This is a genomic window from Massilia sp. YIM B02769 (genome assembly GCF_030411995.1).
Taxonomy (GTDB): domain Bacteria; phylum Pseudomonadota; class Gammaproteobacteria; order Burkholderiales; family Burkholderiaceae_D; genus Telluria.
In genome coordinates this window covers 1-21,747 of the sequence record NZ_JASNRC010000025.1, presented here as the reverse complement: position 1 = coordinate 21,747, position 21,747 = coordinate 1, and the positions used below count along the sequence as shown (strand labels likewise).

General features: G+C 61.8%; 19 protein-coding genes, 1 tRNA gene and 1 pseudogene. 4 read left to right on the top strand and 17 right to left on the bottom strand.

Features of this window, described 5'->3' with window-relative positions:
* The coding region (locus QPK31_RS25675; RefSeq protein WP_290425733.1) for a response regulator transcription factor at nucleotides 1–632 on the bottom strand (632 nt) is incomplete at its 3' end.
* Between the two features lie 259 nt (nucleotides 633–891).
* Between QPK31_RS25675 and QPK31_RS25670 the strand changes: the two genes are divergently transcribed.
* The 3 genes from QPK31_RS25670 to QPK31_RS25660 all read left to right on the top strand — a co-directional run bounded on the left by QPK31_RS25670 (nucleotide 892) and on the right by QPK31_RS25660 (nucleotide 5,660).
* The gene (locus tag QPK31_RS25670; RefSeq protein WP_290425732.1) at nucleotides 892–1,572 is read left to right on the top strand and encodes an energy transducer TonB; all 681 of its coding nucleotides are present in this window, start codon (nucleotides 892–894) and stop codon (nucleotides 1,570–1,572) included.
* 69 nt (nucleotides 1,573–1,641) lie between these two features.
* Nucleotides 1,642–3,960 (top strand): M28 family peptidase, encoded by a 2,319-nt coding sequence (locus QPK31_RS25665; protein ID WP_290425731.1) that lies wholly within the window; start codon nucleotides 1,642–1,644, stop codon nucleotides 3,958–3,960.
* Between the two features lie 65 nt (nucleotides 3,961–4,025).
* Entirely contained in the window at nucleotides 4,026–5,660 is a 1,635-nt protein-coding gene (locus QPK31_RS25660; protein WP_290425730.1) for a M28 family peptidase, read from the top strand.
* 167 nt (nucleotides 5,661–5,827) lie between these two features.
* Here the strand turns inward: QPK31_RS25660 and sodC are convergent, their stop codons facing one another.
* The 6 genes from sodC to QPK31_RS25630 form a co-directional block, all read right to left on the bottom strand.
* On the bottom strand, nucleotides 5,828–6,355 hold the full coding sequence (gene sodC / locus QPK31_RS25655; RefSeq protein ID WP_290425729.1) for a superoxide dismutase [Cu-Zn] SodC: 528 nt from the start codon (nucleotides 6,353–6,355) through the stop codon (nucleotides 5,828–5,830).
* A gap of 222 nt (nucleotides 6,356–6,577) precedes the next feature.
* Nucleotides 6,578–6,763: a hypothetical protein gene (locus QPK31_RS25650; protein WP_290425728.1), complete on the bottom strand. Its 186-nt coding sequence runs from the start codon at nucleotides 6,761–6,763 to the stop codon at nucleotides 6,578–6,580.
* A gap of 74 nt (nucleotides 6,764–6,837) precedes the next feature.
* The gene (locus QPK31_RS25645; protein WP_290425727.1) at nucleotides 6,838–7,020 is read right to left on the bottom strand and encodes a hypothetical protein; all 183 of its coding nucleotides are present in this window, start codon (nucleotides 7,018–7,020) and stop codon (nucleotides 6,838–6,840) included.
* A gap of 260 nt (nucleotides 7,021–7,280) precedes the next feature.
* Nucleotides 7,281–7,631, bottom strand: coding sequence for a phytanoyl-CoA dioxygenase family protein (locus QPK31_RS25640; protein WP_290425726.1), 351 nt, complete (start codon nucleotides 7,629–7,631; stop codon nucleotides 7,281–7,283).
* A gap of 42 nt (nucleotides 7,632–7,673) precedes the next feature.
* A complete protein-coding gene (locus tag QPK31_RS25635; protein ID WP_290425725.1) occupies nucleotides 7,674–7,970 on the bottom strand; it encodes a hypothetical protein in 297 nt (98 codons plus the stop codon).
* Nucleotides 7,963–8,469 (bottom strand): arsinothricin resistance N-acetyltransferase ArsN1 family B, encoded by a 507-nt coding sequence (locus QPK31_RS25630; protein ID WP_290425724.1) that lies wholly within the window; start codon nucleotides 8,467–8,469, stop codon nucleotides 7,963–7,965. Before QPK31_RS25630 ends, QPK31_RS25635 begins: the two co-directional genes overlap by 8 nt.
* A 264-nt stretch (nucleotides 8,470–8,733) precedes the next feature.
* On the opposite strand from QPK31_RS25630, the gene QPK31_RS25625 reads away from it, so the two are divergent.
* Complete coding sequence (locus QPK31_RS25625; RefSeq protein WP_290425723.1) at nucleotides 8,734–9,066, top strand: hypothetical protein; 333 nt, start codon at nucleotides 8,734–8,736, stop codon at nucleotides 9,064–9,066.
* A 74-nt stretch (nucleotides 9,067–9,140) separates the two neighbouring features.
* Here the strand turns inward: QPK31_RS25625 and rpoC are convergent, their stop codons facing one another.
* The 10 genes and pseudogenes from rpoC to QPK31_RS25575 all read right to left on the bottom strand — a co-directional run.
* On the bottom strand, nucleotides 9,141–13,385 hold the full coding sequence (gene rpoC, locus QPK31_RS25620) for a DNA-directed RNA polymerase subunit beta' (RefSeq protein ID WP_290425722.1): 4,245 nt from the start codon (nucleotides 13,383–13,385) through the stop codon (nucleotides 9,141–9,143).
* A 145-nt stretch (nucleotides 13,386–13,530) separates the two neighbouring features.
* Complete coding sequence (gene rpoB / locus QPK31_RS25615; RefSeq protein ID WP_290425721.1) at nucleotides 13,531–17,640, bottom strand: DNA-directed RNA polymerase subunit beta; 4,110 nt, start codon at nucleotides 17,638–17,640, stop codon at nucleotides 13,531–13,533.
* Nucleotides 17,641–17,913: 273 nt separating this feature from the next.
* Entirely contained in the window at nucleotides 17,914–18,291 is a 378-nt protein-coding gene (gene rplL / locus QPK31_RS25610; protein ID WP_290425720.1) for a 50S ribosomal protein L7/L12, read from the bottom strand.
* Between the two features lie 63 nt (nucleotides 18,292–18,354).
* On the bottom strand, nucleotides 18,355–18,885 hold the full coding sequence (gene rplJ / locus QPK31_RS25605) for a 50S ribosomal protein L10 (protein ID WP_136222033.1): 531 nt from the start codon (nucleotides 18,883–18,885) through the stop codon (nucleotides 18,355–18,357).
* A 274-nt stretch (nucleotides 18,886–19,159) separates the two neighbouring features.
* Complete coding sequence (gene rplA / locus QPK31_RS25600) at nucleotides 19,160–19,855, bottom strand: 50S ribosomal protein L1 (RefSeq protein ID WP_229435984.1); 696 nt, start codon at nucleotides 19,853–19,855, stop codon at nucleotides 19,160–19,162.
* Entirely contained in the window at nucleotides 19,855–20,286 is a 432-nt protein-coding gene (rplK, locus tag QPK31_RS25595) for a 50S ribosomal protein L11 (protein WP_020653552.1), read from the bottom strand. Before rplK ends, rplA begins: the two co-directional genes overlap by 1 nt.
* A gap of 111 nt (nucleotides 20,287–20,397) precedes the next feature.
* A complete protein-coding gene (nusG, locus tag QPK31_RS25590) occupies nucleotides 20,398–21,039 on the bottom strand; it encodes a transcription termination/antitermination protein NusG (RefSeq protein WP_290425719.1) in 642 nt (213 codons plus the stop codon).
* Nucleotides 21,039–21,428: a preprotein translocase subunit SecE gene (secE, locus tag QPK31_RS25585; protein ID WP_290425718.1), complete on the bottom strand. Its 390-nt coding sequence runs from the start codon at nucleotides 21,426–21,428 to the stop codon at nucleotides 21,039–21,041. The genes nusG and secE overlap by 1 nt, the downstream gene beginning before the upstream one ends.
* Before the next feature lie 36 nt (nucleotides 21,429–21,464).
* Nucleotides 21,465–21,540 (bottom strand) — tRNA-Trp (locus QPK31_RS25580).
* Nucleotides 21,541–21,665: 125 nt separating this feature from the next.
* A pseudogene (locus QPK31_RS25575) lies at nucleotides 21,666–21,747 on the bottom strand (elongation factor Tu); the annotation flags it as partial.

Below are 21,747 nucleotides of genomic sequence, written 5' to 3'. Positions count from 1 at the left end.
AGGCCGTACTTCACGGCCAGGCGGGTGATGTGGGCTTGTCGCTCCACGCCCAGCTTTTCCTTGATCGCCTGGCTGGTATTGCTGATGGTCTTGGTCGACAAATTCAGGCGCTCGGCGATCTCGGCGTTGGTCAGGCCCTCGGCCATCATCTTGAAGATTTCAAGACCGCGTTCGTCGAGCTGCGACTGCGGCGACACGTCGCCGCGCACCGCGATGCTGGCCAGGCGCTCGGCGATCTGCGGCGGGAAGTAGAGCTTGCCGGCATGCGCCTGGCGTACGGCGGCGGCCAGATCGGCCGGGTCGCAATCCTTGGTGACAAAGGCGTGGGCGCCGATGCGGTAGGTTTCCTTGATCAGGCTGTCCTGGTCGAACTGGCTGAGGAAGACGACCTTCGCGTGCGGGTCGCTTTTCAGGATGTGCTGGGCCGCATCCAGGCCGGTGAGTTCGGTGCCGAAGCGGATGTCGAGGATCACGACGTCCGGCTTGCACTCGGCGTACAGGGCCGCCGCTTCGTCCGGCGTGCGCGCCTGCCCTACCACCTCCATGCCTTCGGCCGCCAGCGACATGGCAAAGCCGGTCATCACGATCGGGTGGTCATCGGCCAGCATGACGCGGATTGCTTTGGTTTTCACCGTGTATCTCCCTCATTGTTGGGGTGGCCGCTTGCCAGACCCTGGTAGCGGCGCCTGCGAATAAACAGCACATCGCTGCTCTGCCGCCTGATTATTCCATACAACGCCGGGCGAGGCGAGAGACCGCCGACGCCAGCCCCCGGCCCTGGTTTGGCCTGGATGCACGATTGCCAATAAATCGCTTTACGCATTGCTATCTGTTGGCATATATTAGTTCCACACATTGGAATAACGATGTTCTTTCCTTAAGGAGATCGCCATGCATTTCTCGTACGCACACCAGGCCAACGGCAATAAGGCCGGCAAGTTCGCACTCGTTGCCGGGTTGCACGCGCTGATCGCAGTCGGCGTCGTCAACATGATGAACAACAAGGCGCTCGCGCTGCCGGAGCTGCCGAAGAACCTGACGGTGTTCATGACGCCCGAGCCGGTGGAACCGCCGCCGGTCCCGCCCGAACCGCCCCAGCCCGTGCAACGGGTCGCGCCGCCCGACATCGTGGTGCCGAAGATCGAGATCGAGATCACGCCACCGCCAATCGAGAACACCGTACGGACCACACATGAAGCCGACCCCGTTCCGCCGCAACCCGCGCAGCCCCAGGCCACGGCCCAGCCCCCAGGCACGCCGGCATCGGGCAACGGCACAGGTAGCGGCGCGGTGCGCAGTATCGCCCTGGCCGAAGCCAGCGGCTGCGCCACGCCCGAGTACCCGGCGCGCGCCGCCCGCAACGGCGACAGCGGCACCGTGGTTCTGGCCCTGCTGATCGGCACCGACGGCCGCGTTGCCAACGCCCGCGTCCAGAAGACCAGCGGCTCGCGCGACCTCGACAAGGCGGCGCTGAACGCCCTGAGCATGTGCCAGTTCAAGCCCGGCATGAACAACGGCGTGCCGGAAGCCGGCTGGGGCCAGCTGGCCTTTGTCTGGACCCTCGATAACTGAACGCTTTCCGTTTCGTCCCCCGCTTTGCCCGCCATCCCCCAGCCTGGCGGGCTTTTTTTCGGACTCGTCATGATCCCTGAACACGCGCACGCCAGGCCCGGCGTCCTGGCCAGCCTTGCCGCCTTCCTGTTCCTTGCCTTGCTCGCCTGGCTCGCATTGCGCGACGACGGCGCGCCGGCACCGCAGCCGCTGCCGCGCGATGCGCCGGCTGCCCGCTTCTCGGCCGGGCGCGCACTCGAACAACTGGAGACGATCGCACAGGCGCCGCGGCCGATCGCCAGCGACGCCAACCGCCGCGCGCGCGAACACATCGTCGACAGGCTGCGCGCGCTCGGCTACGCGCCGCAGGTGCAGCGCGCCGTCGTGCAGAAGAACTACGTCGACTACAACGCCAACTACGAAACCATCGTCGGCGTGGTGCACAACGTACTGGTGCGCGTGCCGGGCAGCGCCGGCGGATCGGAGCGCCAGCGCCGCCCCGCCCTGCTGCTGGCAGTGCACTACGACAGCGAGTGCACCACCCTGGGCGCGGCGCGCGACGCCATGCCGGTGGCGGCCGCCCTCGAAATGCTGCGCGCCCTGCGCAGCGGCGCACCACCCGCGAACGATCTGCTGGTGCTGTTCGCCGACGGCGAACGGGCCGGCAGCCTGGGCATGCAGGCCTTTGTCGAGCAGCACCCGTGGGCGCGTGAGGTCAGCCTGGCGCTGCGCTTCGATGGCGGCGGCAGCGGTGGCCCGCTGATCCTGTACAACACGCGCGGCGCCAACAGCGCGGCCATCGACGGCTGGCGCCGCGCCGTGCCCGACGTGCGCGGCTCATCCTTGATGCACGAGATCCACCAGCTGGCGCCGGGCGCGCTGCGCATCGGCGCCCTCGACCGGTTGCAGGTACCGGTGCTGCAGTTCGCAAACACCGGCTTGCCGCTCGACCGCGCCGGCGAACGCGACACCGTCGCGCGCCTGCAGCCGGCCACGCTGCAGCACATGGGTAGCGCCATGCTGCGGCTGGCGCGCCACTTCGGCCAGGCGCCGCTCGACCCGCGCAGCGGCGGCGGCCAGGTGTATTTCGAGCTGCCCTTCGGCGCCACCGTCCACTACAGCAGCGCGCTGGTCTGGCCCCTCGCTTTTTTTAGCTGCCTGCTGCTGGGGGGCGTGAGCCGCCTCGCCTGGCAGCGTGCCGGCATGCGCTACACGCCCTTCCTGCAAGCGGCCTTTGTCGTCCCCGCGCTTGCGGTGGTGCTGGGCATCGGCGCCTGGCAGCTGTGGATGCAGGCGCCGGCGCTGCACCGCGCCTGGAACCCGGACGCGCCCCGCCATGCGCTGGCCTACCTGCTGGGCGTGTGTGCACTGGCGGCGGCCCTCTATCTCGTGGCCCAGCGCTGGCTGCAGCGCCATACCGGCGCCACGGCGGCGGCGCTGGCCGCACTGGGCGCCCTGGTCCTGGTGCTGCTGCTGGCAAGCTGGCTGGCGCCGAGCGCCAGCTACCTGGCGGCCTGGCCGCTGCTGGCAAGCCTGGCCTGCCTGGCCGCGCTGCACACGGACCGCGTGACGGCCTGGCCGCCGGCCGCGCGACTGGCGCTGCTGGTGCTGGGCGTGGCGCCCGCCGTGATGCTGGTGCCGCCGGCGCTGCGCGACAGCTTCCTGGTGCTCTCGCCGCAGCGCATGAACGTGCCGGTAGCGATGCTGGCCCTGCTGCTTGGCGTATCGACGCTGCTGCTGGCGGCGCATGCGCGGCGCTACGTGGCGCGCGCCCTGCTGCTGTGCGGCCTGGGCGGCCTGGCGCTGGCCGGCAGCGCCGACGACGTGCACGAAGCGCCCGCTGCACGCATCAACCAGCTCGTGTATTACAAGGACATGCCGAGCTGGGACGCCTACTGGCTCAAGCCCGCCGGCCCGCTCGACCCATGGGAGCGCACGCTGTTCGCGAACCTCACGCAGCCGCATTATTTCGTGAACGTGTTCGGCTGGAGCCAGCCGAAGCAGTGGTACGCCTGGGCGCCGCGCCAGGGGCTCGCGTTCCCTTTTATTCGCGTGCTCAGGAACGGCAAGGCGCCGGACCGGCATGCCGACTTCACGCTGGCCTCGAAGAACCGCGCGCCCGAGATCCGGCTGGACGTGATCAACGCCCGCGCCATCCGCGCCACCATGAACGGCCTGACCCTGCTCGACAAGGAAGCCAAGACCCTGAAGATCGTCGTGTACGGGATGGAAGACGCGACGCTGCATTTCCGCGTCGATGTGCTGTCGGACCCGATCTTCGGCGTGAAGATCGAGGAAGTCGTGCCCGGGTTGCCGGAGAATCTGCTGCCGCCGCGGCCTGCGGGCGGGGTGCCGCTGATTCCGCTGAGCGGCACATCGATCGCGGCGGACATGCTGTGGTTTTATTAGCGCCTGCTCTACAATGTGACGCGCACTTCAGGGTGCGCTTCCATTAACTATCGCAGCAGGATTCCATGCACAAGATCGTCTCCTCCGTTGTCGTTACCGCCCTCGCCAGCAGCCTGGCGCTCGCCTTCCCCGCCCACGCGGCCAACAAGGCGCCAGCCGCCACCGTCAAGGAAGCGCCGCTGCGCGCGCACCTGGCCTTCCTCGCTTCCGACGCTGTCGAAGGCCGCGGCACCGGCCAGCGCGGCGGCGAGCTGACCGTCACCTATCTCGAGACCCAGGCATTGGCAGTAGGCTTGAAGCCGGCCAACGGCAACAGCTACCGCCAGGAAGTGAAGATCGCGGGTGTGCGTCCGCTGCCGGAAAAGAGCAATGTCGGCGTGGTCGCCGGCGGCAAGGCGCTGCCGCTGGCCTTTGGCGCGGACTGGGTGTGGGCGCCGGGCGACGCCAAGCCCGACCACAACATGGATGCGGAACTGGTATTCGTCGGTTACGGCATCACCGCGCCGGAAGAAGGCTGGGACGACTTCAAGGGCCTGGACGCCAAGGGCAAGGTGCTGGTCATGATGGTCAACGACCCGGCCCCGACCGCCGCCGAACCGAACCGCTTCAACGGCGCCGGCCTCACCTACTACGGCCGCTGGACCTATAAACTGGCCGAAGCGGCGCGCCAGGGCGCGGCCGGCGTGATCCTGATCCACACCGATGCCTCGGCTTCCTACGGCTGGAGCGTGGTGCAGAACAGCTGGGCCGCCGCCGAGCGCTTCCAGCTGGCCGACGCCGACCTCGGCACCGGCATGCAGGGCTGGATGACCGACGCCGCCGCCCGTAAACTGTTTGCCGCCGCCGGCCAGGACCTGGATAAGCTGCGCGCCGCCGCCGAAGACAAGTCGTTCAAGCCGGTCACCCTGAACGCGCGCGTGAAAGGCGAAACCCGCGCCGCCGTGCGCACGCTGAACGAATACAACGTGGCCGGCGTCGTGCCCGGCACCGATCCGAAACTGAAGGACGAAGTCGTCATCTACAGCGCCCACTGGGACCACATGGGCAAGCAGGGAACCGAAGGCGATACCATCTTCAACGGCGCCGTCGACAACGCGTCGGGCACCGCCGGCCTGCTGGCGATGGCGCAGGAAGCCGTGCGCAACCCGGCCAAGCGTTCGCAGATGTTCCTGTGGGTCGCAGCCGAAGAACAAGGCCTGCTGGGCAGCGCCGCCTACGCCGCCAAGCCGCTGTGGCCGGCCGATAAAACCGCCGCCAACCTGAACCTCGACAGCCTGAACTTCGTCGGCGCGGCGAAAGACATCGGCGTGCAGGGCAGCGAGCGTACCGAACTGGGTGCGATGGCCGCCGCCACCGCGAAAGCCATGGGCTTGACGGTTGCCCCGGCCAAGCCGGACCTCGCCGGCGGCTACTTCCGCAGCGACCACTTCAGCTTCGCGAAAGCCGGCATTCCCGCCTTCTCGGTGGGCGGCGGCCACACCTGGGTGTCGAACGTGGAAGCGAACAACGAAAAGGCGAAAGCCTACCGCGCGCGCTACCACCAGGTGAACGACGAGTACGACCCGAGCTGGGACTTGTCGGGCATGGTGCAGCAGGCGCAGTTCACGCTGAACCTGGGCCGCATGATCGCCGACAGCCCGAAGATGCCGGCCTGGAAAGCCGGCGACGCCTTCGGCAAGATCCGCGCCGCTGCGAAGTAATCGCCGCGTCATAACGCAAAAGCCCGGTCATCACTGACCGGGCTTTTTTATTGGCTCACATCGTCACGTCACCGATAATCGACGGCCGTTGCACCGTAGGGTGGGCGCCCCTGTGCCCACGCGTTACGGCACATGCACATGGCACGCTCAAACCCGTGCCATCGCCATCACTCGATAATCCCGCACACAATCCGCGCCCCGCCACCACCCAGCGGCGCCGGATGATCCGCATGATTATCCCCACCCGCATGCACCATCAGCGCCTTGCCCTTGACGTCGGCCAGCTTCAGCCGCGGCGCCAGCACCGGATTCATGGCCGCTCCCGAGCTCTCGACATACAGCGCCGGCAAGTCGCCCACGTGCCCATCGCCCCACGGCAGCCCGTGCTTCTTGCTGCCCGTCGTATCCAGGTGCCCGCCTGCCGCGCCCGCCGGCACCGGCTTGCCATCCTTCTGGTTCGTGTCGCAGCTCTTGTTCTCGTGAACGTGGAAGCCATGCACGCCCGGCGGCAGGCCTTCCAGCTTCGGCGTGAACACCAGCCCGTATTTGGTTTCGCTGATGGTGACCGTGCCGGTCGACTTGCCGACGCCGGCATCCGACACCGCATTCATCGTCGCGCGCATCTCGGCGGCGTGCACGGCCGCGCCGGCATAAGTGGAGCACAGCAGCGCTGCGACTATCCATTGAGCTTTCATGGCAGATCCCTTTCGTGTGAACGATATTGAACGAGACAACGCGCATGAGTGTAGAACATCCGCTCCAACAGGGCCGTTCGGCTAGACCGGGATGGCAGGTGCTAGCCTCCGCTACCGCAAAAAAAAGACCAGCCTGCGCTGATCCAGCTCTGCCGCGTGCCAGGACGGCGCCTGACGGGCGTTACCCGACAGGGACGCCTGAAACCATGCGCTACCGGCGCTTCATTCCAGGCCGTAGGCGTAATAGCACAGGCGCAGGAAGGTATTGCAGACGCCGGTCTCGTGGCACTTTTCCTGCATGGCCAGGCAGACTTCATAGGATGGCGTCGCCCATGCCGGCGCCATCGAAGACAACATGACACCGGTTGCAATCGCAGCGGTAAAAACCGTTTTCCTGAGTTTATTCATGTGCTTCTCCTTGTCGTGTTCATGTAAAAAATGGACCAGCCGCGCCGGTCCATTTTTCCATCAATGCCGGATGATCAGTCCAGGCCGTACACGTGGCACAGGCGACGGAAGGTGGTGCAGTCGCCGCCCGCATGACAGGTTTCCTGCATGTCGAGGCAGGTTTCGTACGAAGGCAATGCCCATGCCGGCGCCATCGACGACAGCATGACACCCGTTGCAACCGCAGCAGCGAAAACAGTTTTCTTGAACTTATTCATTACGCTTCCCCATTTAAGTAGAACATGTATGCGAATAGAATTTCATGAACTGCGCCATCAAAAAACGGCAATAAATGCTAACACTGCATTTTTTTGATGGCAAAAATTATTTTCAACCGCCTTGCATTTTGTATTTACGAATATATGCTGAATAAATAGTTATTGCGTGCCATGCATATTCAGAAGAAAAGCGTAGCTATTTGCATTGACAGGTTATTGCCTATTCCGGGTTATTTCATCAGCGTCGACCGATTCGGCCGTCAGCATTCCCAACGCAGCCCATAAGGCAGCGTCGCCGGCCCGAATACGACGTGCAGCACGCGGCGCCGTCCTGTGCCGGACGCTTTCGACGAAGCATGCAGGACCAGCGGACGCATGACCAGGGCGTCGCCCCGTTCGAGTACGCAAGTCTCCAGCGGCTGCGTCTTGCGCAGTACCGCTACCTCATCCGTTGTCAAACGCCCCTTGACGTGACTGCCTGCGACGAACTGGAGCGGCCCATCGGCTTCCCGGCAGGGATCGAGATGCAACCGCACCGCAATCAGTTGCGCGAGCACCGGTGCCGGCGGCTGGACAAACAGACTGCCCTCTTTTTCAGACCAGCCTTTCAAATCAGGATGGTCGACGCGTTGCGCGACCGGAATGCCGAGATCCTAGTGAATCGGCACCAGCCAGTTACGCGCCTGCGATTTCTCGAAATAGGTGCACTGGACAGCAACGTAATTGCTCGGCACCAGGCTCGCGATGGCAGGGTGCCGGTGCAGACGCGCGACGAGTTCCCGGCACCAGTGCTCGCGCAGCAAACGACGCGAGCCGGCCGCGTCTTCGGCCAGCGCGGCAATGCAGGACAGGGCCTGATCGCACCCGGCTTCGCCAAGGACGCCTGGTACTGTCGTGAAACCGCGCAGTGCGAACACGCTTTCGATGCCTGAACTGTTCATGTCATCCATTCAGTTTCAGCTGCCAGTAAGCGACATCGATCCAGCGTCCGGACTTCAGGCCGACTTCATTGAACTGCGCTACTTTTTGAAAGCCCAGCCGCTCATGCAGGCGCACGCTCGCTTCGTTCGGCTGGGCGATGCCGCCAATCACCAGATGCAAGTCGCGCTCGCGCAGTTGCACCAGCAGTGCCTCGTACAGCATGCGGCCCGCACCCTGTCCGGCACTTTCCGGCGCCATATAGATCGAGCTTTCGACCGAATAACGGTAGGCCGCACGGACCCGCCATTTCGCTGCATAGGCATAGCCAATCAGCGTTTCGCCTTCGAGCATGACCAGCCAGGGCAGATCGGCTTCCACGACAGCCGCAATGCGCTGCACCATTTCGGCAGGTGCCACGGGCGCTTCCTCGAAGCTGATCGTGGTGGTGGTCACATAGTGGTTATAGATGGCACAAATGGCGTCGGCGTCCGCGTCGCGTGCGGGCCGGATGATACGTTGCAGTCTCATGGATAGGAAGCGCTCAGGTAGGCACACCCGACAATTATGCCTGCTTTGAATTCCTTCTTTCCATCACTCTTTATATTTGAGATGCTTTTGAAGATTTCATGGTTAGCTTGAGCGCGCTTAATCCATATCCCAGAGGCCGCCTTAATCATTTCTAGAGTGACCGCATCTCACGGCAAATATAGGCATGTTTGTCGCTCATCTCAACAGGAACTCGGAGGGCTAACCCGAATGTTACTTGCTACTAACCGTGCAGTAATAATATACGTGTTCTTCGTCGCCCTCTTCTATCCCGGCAGTGCACTTGCCGAGGTGAGCGACAAGGAGCCAAGTACACATCTATTCTGGACAGTGGGAATCGTAGCCGCGCTGTTATGCCTCTTCGGAACCCGCATGAAGCCTTGGTTAGGGGCGGTTTTGTTTGCCCCGGCAGCACTCTGGTTCATCAGTTTATTCCTGGAGATCCACTCTTCGGATGTCGGACCTTATCTCTTGCTAGAACAAGGAGTTGTCTATTACTGGCAAGCATATGCGGCATTCGGGGCAGTAGTGTGCGGACTCGCTATCGGCTATGTCTGGCATAAACGCATCGCTTCCTGAATATGCAGGACGCAAAAAAAACGGCACCCCGAAGGGTGCCGTTTTCGCTAGCGCTTACGCAGTAATCGAATCGATTACTCCGCGTCGCCGTGATGCTCGGTGGTTTGCGCCTGCGCCTGATCTTCCATCGCCTGCAGCTCGGCAGCCATGTTGGCCTTCTCCTGCTGCAGCAGCGCCTGACGCTCTTCCGCTTCCCACACTTCCTTCTCCTTGCGGGCGCGGTGGAATGCCAGACCGGTACCGCCAGGGATCAGGCGGCCGACGATGACGTTTTCCTTCAGGCCGCGCAGACCGTCGCGCTTGCCCATGATCGCCGCTTCGGTCAGCACGCGGGTGGTTTCCTGGAACGATGCGGCCGAGATGAACGAGTCGGTCGACAGCGATGCCTTGGTAATACCCAGCAGCACGTTTTCGTAGGTCGCTTGCAGTTTGCCTGCGGCTTCCATGCGATCGTTTTCTTCCAGCAGCTCCGAACGCTCCACCTGCTCGCCGACGATATAGTCGGTGTCGCCGGCTTCCACGATCTGCACGCGGCGCAGCATCTGACGAACAATCACTTCGATGTGCTTGTCGTTGATCTTCACGCCCTGCAGACGGTAGACGTCCTGCACTTCGTCGACGATGTAACGGGCCAGCGCTTCGATACCCAGCAGGCGCAGGATGTCTTGCGGATCGGCCGGGCCGTCCACGATCATCTCGCCCTTGTTCACCACCTGGCCGTCGTGCACCAGCACTTGCTTGTCCTTGGTAATCAGGAACTCGTGCTTGTTGCCGTCCATGTCCGTGATTTCCAGACGCTGCTTGCCTTTGGTTTCCTTACCGAAGGCAACCGTACCGGTGACTTCCGCCAGCATGCCCGCGTCTTTCGGCGAACGTGCTTCGAACAGTTCGGCAACGCGTGGCAGACCACCGGTAATGTCGCGGGTCTTCTGCGATTCGGTCGGGATACGTGCCAGCACTTCACCCACCGACACGGTCTGGCCATCCTTGACCATGATCAGTGCGCCAACCTGGAAACCGATCGTCACGGCGTGTTCGGTGCCGGCGATCTTGACTTCCTGGTTTTCGTCGTTCAGCAGCTTGACCTGCGGACGCAGCACCTTGCCCGAACCGCGGCGCTTCGGATCGATCGCGACCAGGGTCGACAGACCGGTCACTTCGTCGACCTGGCGAGCGACGGTGACGCCCTCTTCCACGTTCTCGAAGCGGATCGTGCCGCCGTATTCCGTGATGATCGGACGGGTCAGCGGATCCCAGGTTGCCAGGGCGGTACCGGCTTTCACGGTCAGGCCATCCTTGACGATCAGGGTCGCACCGTACGGCACCTTGTGGCGCTCGCGCTCGCGGCCGTGGTCGTCCGTGATCAGCACTTCGCCGGAACGCGAAATGACGATCTGGGCGCCCTTGCCGTTGGTCACGTAACGCATGGTCGCGGTGAAGCGGACCGTGCCGTTCGACTTGGCTTCGACCGACGAGGCCACTGCCGCACGCGATGCCGCACCACCGATGTGGAAGGTACGCATGGTCAGCTGGGTACCCGGCTCACCGATCGACTGTGCTGCAACAACACCGACTGCTTCGCCGCTGTTCACCAGCATGCCGCGGCCGAGGTCACGGCCGTAGCACTTGGCGCACAGGCCGTAGCGCGTGTCGCAGTTCAGCGGGGTGCGGACCTTGACTTCGTCGATGCCGACGCGTTCGATCTCTTCGACCATGTCTTCGTCCAGCAGCGTGCCGGCTTCGTACAGGGTTTCCTGCGTTTCCGGATTGACGACGTCGGTACCAGTCACGCGGCCGAGGATACGGTCGCGCAGCGGCTCGATGACTTCACCGCCTTCGACCATCGCCTTCATGTGCGTGCCGTTGCTGGTGCCGCAATCGTCCTCGATCACCACCAGATCCTGGGTCACGTCGACCAGGCGGCGGGTCAGGTAACCCGAGTTCGCGGTCTTCAGTGCCGTATCCGCCAGACCTTTACGAGCGCCGTGGGTCGAGATGAAGTACTGCAACACGTTCAGGCCTTCGCGGAAGTTCGCGGTAATCGGCGTTTCGATAATCGAACCGTCCGGTTTCGCCATCAGGCCACGCATACCCGCCAGCTGGCGGATCTGGGCTGCCGAACCACGGGCGCCCGAGTCGGCCATCATGTAAATCGCGTTGAACGATTCCTGGGTGCCTTCGGTGCCGTCGCGCTTGGTGACCGGCTCGACTTTCAGCTGGTCCATCATCGCCTTGCCGACTTCGTCCGAGGTCTTGCCCCAGATGTCGACGACCTTGTTGTAACGCTCGCCGGCGGTGACCAGACCCGAAGCATACTGCTGCTCGATCTGCTTCACTTCCGCTTCGGCGGTCGCGATCATGCCCTTCTTGACGTCCGGGATCAGCATGTCGTCGACAGCGATCGAGATGCCCGCGCGGGTTGCCAGACGGAAGCCCGACTGCATCAGCTTGTCGGCGAAGACGACGGTTGCACGCAGGCCGCACTTGCGGAACGACGTGTTGATCAGCTTCGAGATTTCCTTCTTCTTCAGGGCGCGGTTCAGCACGCTGAACGGCAGGCCTTTCGGCAGGATTTCCGACAGGATGGCGCGGCCGACGGTGGTCTCGTAGCGGGTCACGGTGCGCTGGAACTCATCGGTACCGGCAACGCGTGGGTGCTCGACGATACGCACGGTGATGCGGGTCGCCAGTTCGACTTCCTTGTTGTCGTACGCGCGGATGACTTCCGACACGTCCGGGAACATCATGCCTTCGCCCTTGGCGTTGATCGCCTCGCGGGTCGCGTAGTACAGACCCAGCACGATATCCTGCGAAGGAACGATCGACGGTTCGCCGTTCGACGGGAACAGGATGTTGTTCGAAGCCAGCATCAGGGTGCGGGCTTCCATCTGTGCTTCGATCGACAGCGGGACGTGGACTGCCATCTGGTCACCGTCGAAGTCGGCGTTGAACGCCGCGCAGACCAGCGGGTGCAGCTGGATCGCTTTACCTTCGATCAGGACCGGCTCGAACGCCTGGATACCGAGACGGTGCAGGGTTGGTGCACGGTTCAGCATGACCGGGTGTTCCTTGATGACATCTTCGAGGATGTCCCAGACCACCGGTTCCTGGATTTCGACCAGTTTCTTCGCCGCCTTGATGGTCGTAGCCAGACCCATCAGTTCGAGCTTGTTGAAGATGAATGGCTTGAACAGTTCCAGGGCCATCAGCTTCGGCAGGCCGCACTGGTGCAGTTTCAGCTGTGGGCCGACCACGATGACCGAACGGCCCGAGTAGTCGACGCGCTTGCCCAGCAAGTTCTGACGGAAACGACCGCCCTTACCCTTGATCATCTCGGCCAGCGACTTCAGCGGACGCTTGTTGGCGCCGGTCATCGCTTTGCCGCGACGGCCGTTGTCCAGCAGCGAGTCGACCGCTTCCTGCAGCATGCGCTTTTCGTTACGCGTAATGATTTCCGGCGCGCGCAGTTCCATCAGGCGCTTCAGGCGGTTATTACGGTTGATGACGCGGCGATACAGGTCGTTCAGGTCGGAGGTCGCGAAACGGCCGCCGTCCAGCGGGACGAGCGGACGCAGCTCCGGCGGCAGGACCGGGAGCACTTCCATGATCATCCAGTCAGGCTTGATGCCCGAACGCTGGAACGCCTCGAGCACTTTCAGGCGCTTGGCGTATTTCTTGATCTTGGCTTCGGATTTCGATTCCTTCAGTTCCACGCGCAGGGCTTCGGCATCGCGGTGGATGTCGATCGAGCGCAGCAGTTCACGGATACCTTCGGCACCCATGTAGGCGGTGAAGTCGTCGCCGTACTCTTCGTACTTGGCGGCGTAATCGTCTTCCGACATGATCTGGCACTTCTTCAGCGGGGTCATGCCAGGATCGGTGACCACATATGCTTCGAAGTACAGCACGCGTTCGATATCGCGCAGGGTCATGTCCAGGACCATGCCCAGGCGCGACGGCAGCGATTTCAGGAACCAGATGTGCGCGGTTGGCGAGGCCAGTTCGATGTGGCCCATGCGCTCACGGCGCACTTTGGCGAGCGTGACTTCGACGCCGCACTTTTCGCAGATGACGCCGCGGTGCTTCAGGCGCTTGTACTTGCCGCACAGGCATTCGTAATCCTTGATCGGGCCAAAGATCTTGGCGCAGAACAGGCCGTCACGCTCAGGCTTGAAGGTACGGTAGTTGATGGTCTCGGGCTTCTTGACTTCACCGAACGACCACGAACGAATTTTTTCGGGCGACGCCAGGCCAATCTTGATGGCGTCGAAGCTTTCATTTTGCTGTACTTGCTTGAATAGATCGAGCAGTGCTTTCATGTATCACTCCAGAGGTGACTAAATTTCAATGCGAAACGCGCTGACTACAGCGCGTCTCAAACCAAGCGGCATTTTGAAAGGGGAACGAGAGCATTTGGGGTCTCTCGTTCATAAAGCAAGCTTTATTTACCCTTCCTTCTGCTTCTTAGTTACGCTCGAGGTCGATATCGATACCCAGCGAGCGGATTTCCTTGACCAGCACGTTGAACGATTCAGGCATGCCGGCGTCGATCACGTGGTCGCCTTTGACCAGGTTCTCGTACACCTTGGTACGGCCATTCACGTCATCCGACTTCACAGTCAGCATTTCCTGCAGCACGTAGGACGCGCCGTAGGCTTCCAGTGCCCACACCTCCATCTCACCGAAGCGCTGGCCACCGAACTGGGCTTTACCGCCCAGCGGCTGCTGCGTCACCAGCGAGTACGGACCGGTCGAACGGGCGTGCATCTTGTCGTCGACCAGGTGGTGCAGCTTCAGCATGTGCATGAAGCCGACGGTGACCTTGCGCTCGAACGCTTCGCCGGTGCGGCCGTCGTGCATCGTGACCTGGTTCTTCGACGGCGTCATGCCCAGGTGGGCAGCGATGTCGTCCGGGAACGCCAGGTCCAGCATGCGGCGGATGTCTTCTTCGTGGGCGCCATCGAACACCGGGGTCGCGAACGGCACGCCGTTCTTGAGGTTGTGCGCCAGGCTCAGGATTTCTTCATCGCTGAAGTTGTCCAGGTCTTCCTTGCGACCGGTTTCGTTGTAGATCTTGCCCAGGAAGGTACGCAGGTCTTGCGCCTTCGCTTGCGCGGCCAGCATTTCGCCGATGCGCCAGCCCAGGCCCTTGGCTGCCCAACCGAGGTGGGTTTCCAGGATCTGACCGACGTTCATACGCGACGGAACGCCCAGCGGGTTCAGCACGACGTCCGCAGGACGGCCATCGGCCATGAACGGCATGTCTTCGACCGGGACGATACGCGAGACCACACCCTTGTTACCGTGGCGGCCCGCCATCTTGTCGCCCGACTGCAGGCGGCGCTTGACGGCCAGGTAGACCTTGACCATCTTCTGCACGCCAGGCTGCAGCTCGTCGCCTTGCGTCAGCTTCTTGCGCTTTTCTTCGAAGGCCAGGTCGTACTGGTGACGCTTCTCGTTGATCGATTCCTTGATCGCTTCCAGTGCGTTGGCGGTTTCGTCGTCGCTTGGGCGGATGTCGAACCAGTGGAACTTGTCCAGGTCGGCCAGGTATTCCGAGGTGATCGCCGCGCCCTTGGCCAGCTTCTTCGGACCACCATTCACGACTTTACCAACCAGCATACGCTCCAGACGCTGGAAGGCATCGCCCTCCACGATACGCATCTGGTCGTTCAGGTCCAGGCGGAAACGCTTCAGCTCGTCGTCGATGATCTGCTGGGCGCGCTTGTCGCGCTGGATGCCTTCGCGGGTGAACACTTGCACGTCGATCACGGTGCCGACCATGCCCGAAGGCACGCGCAGCGAGGTGTCTTTCACGTCCGACGCTTTTTCGCCGAAGATCGCGCGCAGCAGCTTCTCTTCCGGAGTCAGCTGGGTCTCGCCTTTCGGGGTGACCTTACCGACCAGCACGTCGCCGGCGGTGACTTCCGCGCCGATGTAGACGATGCCCGACTCGTCCAGGCGAGCCAGCTGGTTCTCGGCCAGGTTCGAGATGTCGCGGGTGATTTCTTCCGCGCCCAGCTTGGTGTCACGTGCAACGACGCTCAGCTCTTCGATGTGGATCGAGGTGTAGCGGTCGTCCTTGACCACGTTTTCCGAGATCAGGATCGAGTCTTCGAAGTTCAGGCCGTTCCACGGCATGAAGGCCACCAGCATGTTCTGGCCGAGTGCCAGTTCGCCCAGGTCGGTCGATGCGCCGTCGGCAATCACGTCGCCACGGGCAACGCGGTCGCCAACCTGCACGATCGGACGCTGGTTGATGTTGGTGTTCTGGTTCGAACGGGTGTACTTGATCAGGTTGTAGATGTCGACACCGACTTCGCCGGCTTGCGCCTCGTCGTCGTTGACGCGAATCACCACACGGCCCGCATCGATGTAGTCCACCACGCCGCCGCGGACGGCTTGCACGGTGGTGCCCGAGTCGACCGCCACGGTGCGTTCGATACCGGTACCGACCACGGCCTTCTCAGGACGCAGGCAAGGCACGGCCTGGCGCTGCATGTTGGCGCCCATCAGTGCACGGTTCGCGTCATCGTGCTCAAGGAACGGAATCAGCGAGGCTGCAACCGAGACGATCTGGCCTGGAGCCACGTCCATGTACTGGATGCGCTCTGGCGAGACGAGGATGGTTTCGCCGGCTTCACGTGCCGAGACCAGTTCGTCGACCAGCTGGCCTTCTTCGTTGATCTTCGCGTTTGCCTGGGCAATGATGTAGCGGCCTTCTTCGATCGCCGACAGGTAGTCGATCTTGTCGGTAACCTTCGAACCCTCGACCTTGCGGTACGGGGTTTCCAGGAAGCCGTATTCGTTCAGGCGGGCGTACAGTGCCAGCGAGTTGATCAGGCCGATGTTCGGGCCTTCAGGCGTTTCGATCGGGCAGACGCGGCCGTAGTGGGTCGGGTGCACGTCGCGCACCTCGAAGCCGGCGCGTTCGCGGGTCAGGCCGCCAGGGCCGAGGGCGGAAACACGGCGCTTGTGCGTGATTTCCGACAGCGGGTTGGTCTGGTCCATGAACTGCGACAGCTGCGACGAACCGAAGAATTCGCGGATCGCGGCCGAGATCGGCTTGCTGTTGATCAGATCGTGCGGCATCAGGTTGTCCGCTTCGGCCTGGCCGAGGCGTTCTTTCACTGCACGCTCGACGCGCACCAGGCCGGCGCGGAACTGGTTTTCGGCCAGTTCGCCGACGCAACGCACGCGACGGTTGCCCAGGTGATCGATGTCGTCGACTTCGCCGCGGCCATTGCGCAGCTCGACCAGGATCTTGATCACGGACAGGATGTCTTCGTTCGACAGGGTCATGTCGCCGGTCAGTTCATCACGGCCGATGCGGCGGTTGAACTTCATGCGGCCGACAGCCGACAGGTCGTAGCGTTCCGGGCTGTAGAACAGGCCGTTGAACAGGGCTTCGACCGATTCTTCGGTTGGCGGTTCGCCAGGACGCATCATGCGGTAGATCGCCACGCGCGCGGCCATCTGGTCGGCGGTGTCGTCGGTGCGCAGGGTGGTCGAGATGTAGGCGCCCTGGTCCAGGTCGTTGGTGTACAGGGTCTGCACGCTGTCGACATTCGCGTCGCGCAGCTTGCCCAGCAGCTCGTCGGTCAGCTCGTCGTTGGCGTTGGCGATGACTTCGCCGGTGTCGCCGTCGACGACGTTGGTCGCCAGCACGCGGCCGACCAGGTAGTCTTCAGGCACCGAGATCGACTTGATGCCGGCGGCCTCGATGTCGCGCACATGCTTGGCATTGATGCGCTTGTCCTTGGTCACGATGGTCTTGCCCGACTTCGGATCGACGATGTCGAAGCGCGCGACTTCGCCGCGCAGGCGTTCGGACACGAACTCCAGCTCGCCGCCTTCATTGCGGAGGGTGAAATTGTCGAAGACGAAGAAGTTCGCCAGGATCTGTTCCGGCGTCATGCCAATGGCCTTCAGCAGGATCGTCACCGGCATCTTGCGGCGGCGGTCGACGCGGAAGAACAGGATGTCCTTCGGGTCGAACTCGAAGTCCAGCCACGAGCCGCGGTAAGGAATGATGCGGGCCGAGAACAGCAGCTTGCCCGACGAGTGCGTCTTGCCGCGGTCGTGTTCGAAGAACACGCCCGGCGAGCGGTGCAGCTGCGAGACGATCACGCGCTCGGTGCCGTTGATGACGAAGGAACCGTTGGCGGTCATGAGCGGCAGTTCGCCCATGTACACTTCCTGCTCTTTCATTTCCTTGACGACCGGCTTGGTCGGCGATTCCTTGTCCAGGATCACCAGGCGCACTTTCGCGCGCAGCGGCGAGGCGAAGGTCAGGCCGCGCTGTTGGCATTCCTTGACGTCGAATGCAGGGTCGCCCAGCACATACGAGAGGAATTCGAGGCGCGCAAAACCGTTGTGCGACACGATCGGGAAGATCGAGCTGAAGGCCGACTGCAGGCCTTCGTTCTTGCGGACGGTAGGACCAGCGTCCGCCTGCAGGAAGTTCTCGTAGGATTCGAGCTGGGTAGCCAGAAGATATGGAACGTTGTGAACGTTGGCGCGCTTCGCGAACGACTTGCGAATGCGTTTCTTCTCAGTAAATGAGTAGTGCATGGACACTCCGTGAGTGACAGAAAGGATGAGAATTCAGAGATTGCCAGTGGCAACGTGCCACATACAAGGCCTCAAGTCTCTTCGTGTTCCGCCAGATGAAAAGGACAGGCTACTGCTGTGTTACGATTTAATCTAATGCTTGAAGCGGGTACTGCAGGGTAATGCGTTTGCCGCAGGGACGACAAAAGAGCCAAAGCCGCAACCCCACCTTGCGGCGGGGTTTGCAAGCTTTGACTCCGGCTTTGGGCACCTTGCGATGCCCATTGCTTTTTATTACTTGAGCTCGGCCTTGGCGCCAGCTTCTTCCAGCTTCTTCTTGGCGGCTTCTGCGTCGGCTTTCGGCAGGGCTTCCTTGACGGTCTTCGGTGCGCCATCGACCACGTCTTTGGCTTCTTTCAGGCCCAGACCGGTGATTTCGCGGACGGCCTTGATGACGCCGACTTTGTTCGCGCCGACTTCGGTCAGAACGACGTTGAACTCGGTCTGCTCTTCAGCAGCTGCTGCGCCGCCAGCGGCGCCGCCGGCTGCAGGAGCTGCCATTGCAGCTGCCGACACGCCGAACTTCTCTTCGAATGCCTTGACCAGTTCGTTCAGGTCCATGACGGACATTTCGCTGACTGCGTTCAGGATATCGTCTTTGCTAATTGCCATTTGAAACTCCAGATATTTAGTGTTTGTAGTACAAAGTTAGTGCTTGAGAAAAAAAACGTGCGCTTACGCTGCAGCGGTTTCTTCGGCTGCAGGAGCAGCTTCCGAACCTTCGCCTTTTTTCGCTGCCAGGGCAGCCAGACCACGTGCGAAGCCCGACACCGGAGCCAGCATGACGCCCAACAGCTGCGAAATGAGGACTTCACGGGAAGGAATGCTTGCCAACGCGGTAACGCCAGCTACGTCGAGCTGCTTACCTGCGTAGTTACCGGCTTTCACGACCAGCTTGTCGTTGGTTTTGGCGAAGTCGTTGATGACTTTCGCTGCTGCAACGGCGTCGTCCGAGATCGAGTAGATCAGCGGACCGGTCATGGCGTCAGCCAGAGGGGCAAACTGCGTGCCTTCGACAGAGCGGCGTGCCAGCGTGTTCTTCAGAACACGCAGGTACACACCCTGCGAACGCGCGGCTGCACGGAGTTTCGTCAAGTGACTAACCTGGATGCCACGGTACTCGGCCACGACGATCGTTTGCGCGGTTGCTACTTTCGCGCTCACTTCTTCGACGACGGCCTTTTTGTCATTCAGATTAAGACCCACGGTCAATCTCCTTAAATGATGCAAACACCACGTTTGCATCGGTTCGAACACACGGCGTCCGAAGTTAAGAAGTCAAACCAGCGTGGATGTTTTCACGCAGCATGAACTACAAAACTTGTTCGGGTACACCATCTGCGTTGGGTGGTCTATTAACCTCCGGCTCAACCTCTGCCTTCGGCCCAACGGTCTTTGACTGCCTGCCGGGGCGGTGTCCTGCCCCGGCAGCCCAAAGATGCGCCCCGCTAGTGTTTTGCGAGGACTTGATTCTTGAAACTTAAGCGGCGACCGAAGCGTGGTCGACACGGACGCCAGCGCCCATGGTCGACGAGATCGCGACCTTGCGCAGGTACACACCTTTCGAGGTGGCTGGCTTGGCCTTGTTCAGTGCGTCGATCAGTGCAGCCAGGTTGGCTTGCAGGTCGGCATCGCTGAACGACTTGCGGCCGATGGTCGCGTGGATGATGCCTGCCTTGTCGGTACGGTACTGGACCTGACCGGCTTTGGCGTTCTTGACGGCTTCAGCGACGTTCGGGGTCACGGTGCCGACTTTCGGGTTTGGCATCAGGCCACGTGGGCCCAGGATCTGGCCCAGGGTACCGACGATACGCATGGTGTCAGGCGAAGCGATGACGATGTCGAAAGGCATGTCGCCGGCTTTGACGCGCTCGGCCAGGTCTTCCATACCGACGATGTCGGCGCCGGCTGCTTTTGCAGCTTCAGCCTTGTCGCCCGAAGCGAAGACAGCGACGCGCACGGTCTTGCCGGTGCCTGCTGGCAGGACGACCGAACCACGAACGACCTGGTCCGACTTCTTCGGATCCACGCCCAGCTGAATCGACACGTCGATCGATTCGTTGAACTTGGCGGTTGCGAATTCCTTGACGATCGACACTGCGTTGTCGAAGGCGTAGACCTTGTTACGGTCGACTTTCGCTTTCATTTCTTTGACGCGCTTGGACAGCTTAGCCATTACACACCCTCCACCGTGATGCCCATCGAACGTGCCGAACCGGCGATGATACGCACTGCGGCGTCCATGTCGGCTGCGGTCAGGTCCGGCTGCTTGGTTTTTGCGATTTCTTCAGCCTGGGCACGGGTCAGCGTACCGACTTTGTCGGTATGTGGCTTCGGCGAACCCTTGGTGATGCCAGCGGCTTTCTTGATCAGGTAGGTTGCCGGCGGGGTCTTCATCACGAAGGTGAAGGACTTGTCGGCGAACGCGGTGATCACGACAGGAATCGGCATGCCCGGCTCGAAACCCTGGGTCTGGGCGTTGAACGCCTTGCAGAATTCCATGATGTTCAGGCCGCGCTGACCCAGTGCTGGGCCGATCGGTGGGGATGGGTTTGCTTTACCAGCTGCCACTTGCAGCTTGATAAAACCAATAATCTTCTTGGCCATGGAGTGCTCCTAAATTGGCTTTGAGTAGTAGCGCCCCACCGCGACTACTCGCTCGGCGGGGCTCCTCTTACCGGATTCCGCCTAGCTGCTGCGACGCTCCGATTAAAGCGTTTAAACCTTTTCGACTTGTCCGAACTCCAGTTCCACCGGAGTTGCGCGGCCGAAGATGGTGACAGTCACACGCACCTTCGATTTTTCGTAGTTCACTTCCTCGACGTTGCCGTTGAAGTCGGTGAACGGGCCTTCCTTGATGCGGACTTGCTCGCCCACTTCGTACAGCACTTTCGGCCTTGGCTTCTCGACGCCTTCCTGGACCTGCTGCATGATCTTGTCGATCTCGCGCGCCGGAATCGGGGTCGGCTTGTTCGATTTGCCGCCGATGAAACCGGTCACTTTGCTGGTGTTCTTCACCAGGTGCCAGGTTTCGTCGGTCATTTCCATTTCGACCAGCACGTAGCCAGGGAAGAAGCGGCGCTCGGTAACCGATTTGCTGCCGTTCTTGACTTCCACGACTTCTTCGGTCGGGACCAGGATCTGGCCGAACTGCTCGCTCATGCCGGCGCGTTCGACGCGCTCGGTCAGGGCGCGCATGACGCTCTTTTCCATGCCCGAGTACACATGCACGACATACCAGCGCTTGTTGCTGACCGGGACACTCACGGGAGCGGCTGCGGGCGTCGTACCGGCGTCGGATTCCGATGCGCCAATCGCCGGAACTTCATCCGGCGCGTTATCTTGTACGTTATCGCTCATTATTGTTTCCACCCCAGGATCAGGTCGTACAGCAGGAATTCCAGCAACTTATCCGTGCCCCACAGGAACATCGCCATCACGGCGACAAAGGCAAACACGATCATGGTGATGGTGCGCGCTTCCTTGCCGGTAGGCCAAACGACTTTCTTGGTTTCGCGAACGGACTCTTTGGCGAAGTTCAGGAATTCGCGGCCGGAGGTGGAGGTCCACAAAAGCAGGAGGGCAAAAACTAAACCAGCCAAGAGGGCGCCGCCGGCGACCAAGGCTGGTTTGTTCTGGCCTTTCAGGTAAAAGAACCCGACTACGCCTGCAATCGCGGCAACCACCGCCAGGGCCACCTTAAACTTGTCATTCGAGGTGCTAACGGTTTGCACGGATTGATTAGACATTCTTCTTTACTTTCGGTGCTGCGCACCAGAATTCGGTGGCAGGGGCGGAGGGAATCGAACCCGCGACCTTCGGTTTTGGAGACCGACGCTCTGCCAATTGAGCTACACCCCTACGAAGACTTCAGCTGAATCGCGCATTCTACACCATGTGCGCACACGGTGGGAATGTTTTTTCTGAGGAAGGGAATCAATTCCTTCCTCAGAAGGTCTTACTTAACTACAAGACTACTTTATTGCTTAGGCAATGATCTTGGCAACCACGCCGGCGCCGACGGTACGGCCGCCTTCGCGGATTGCGAAGCGCAGGCCTTCTTCCATC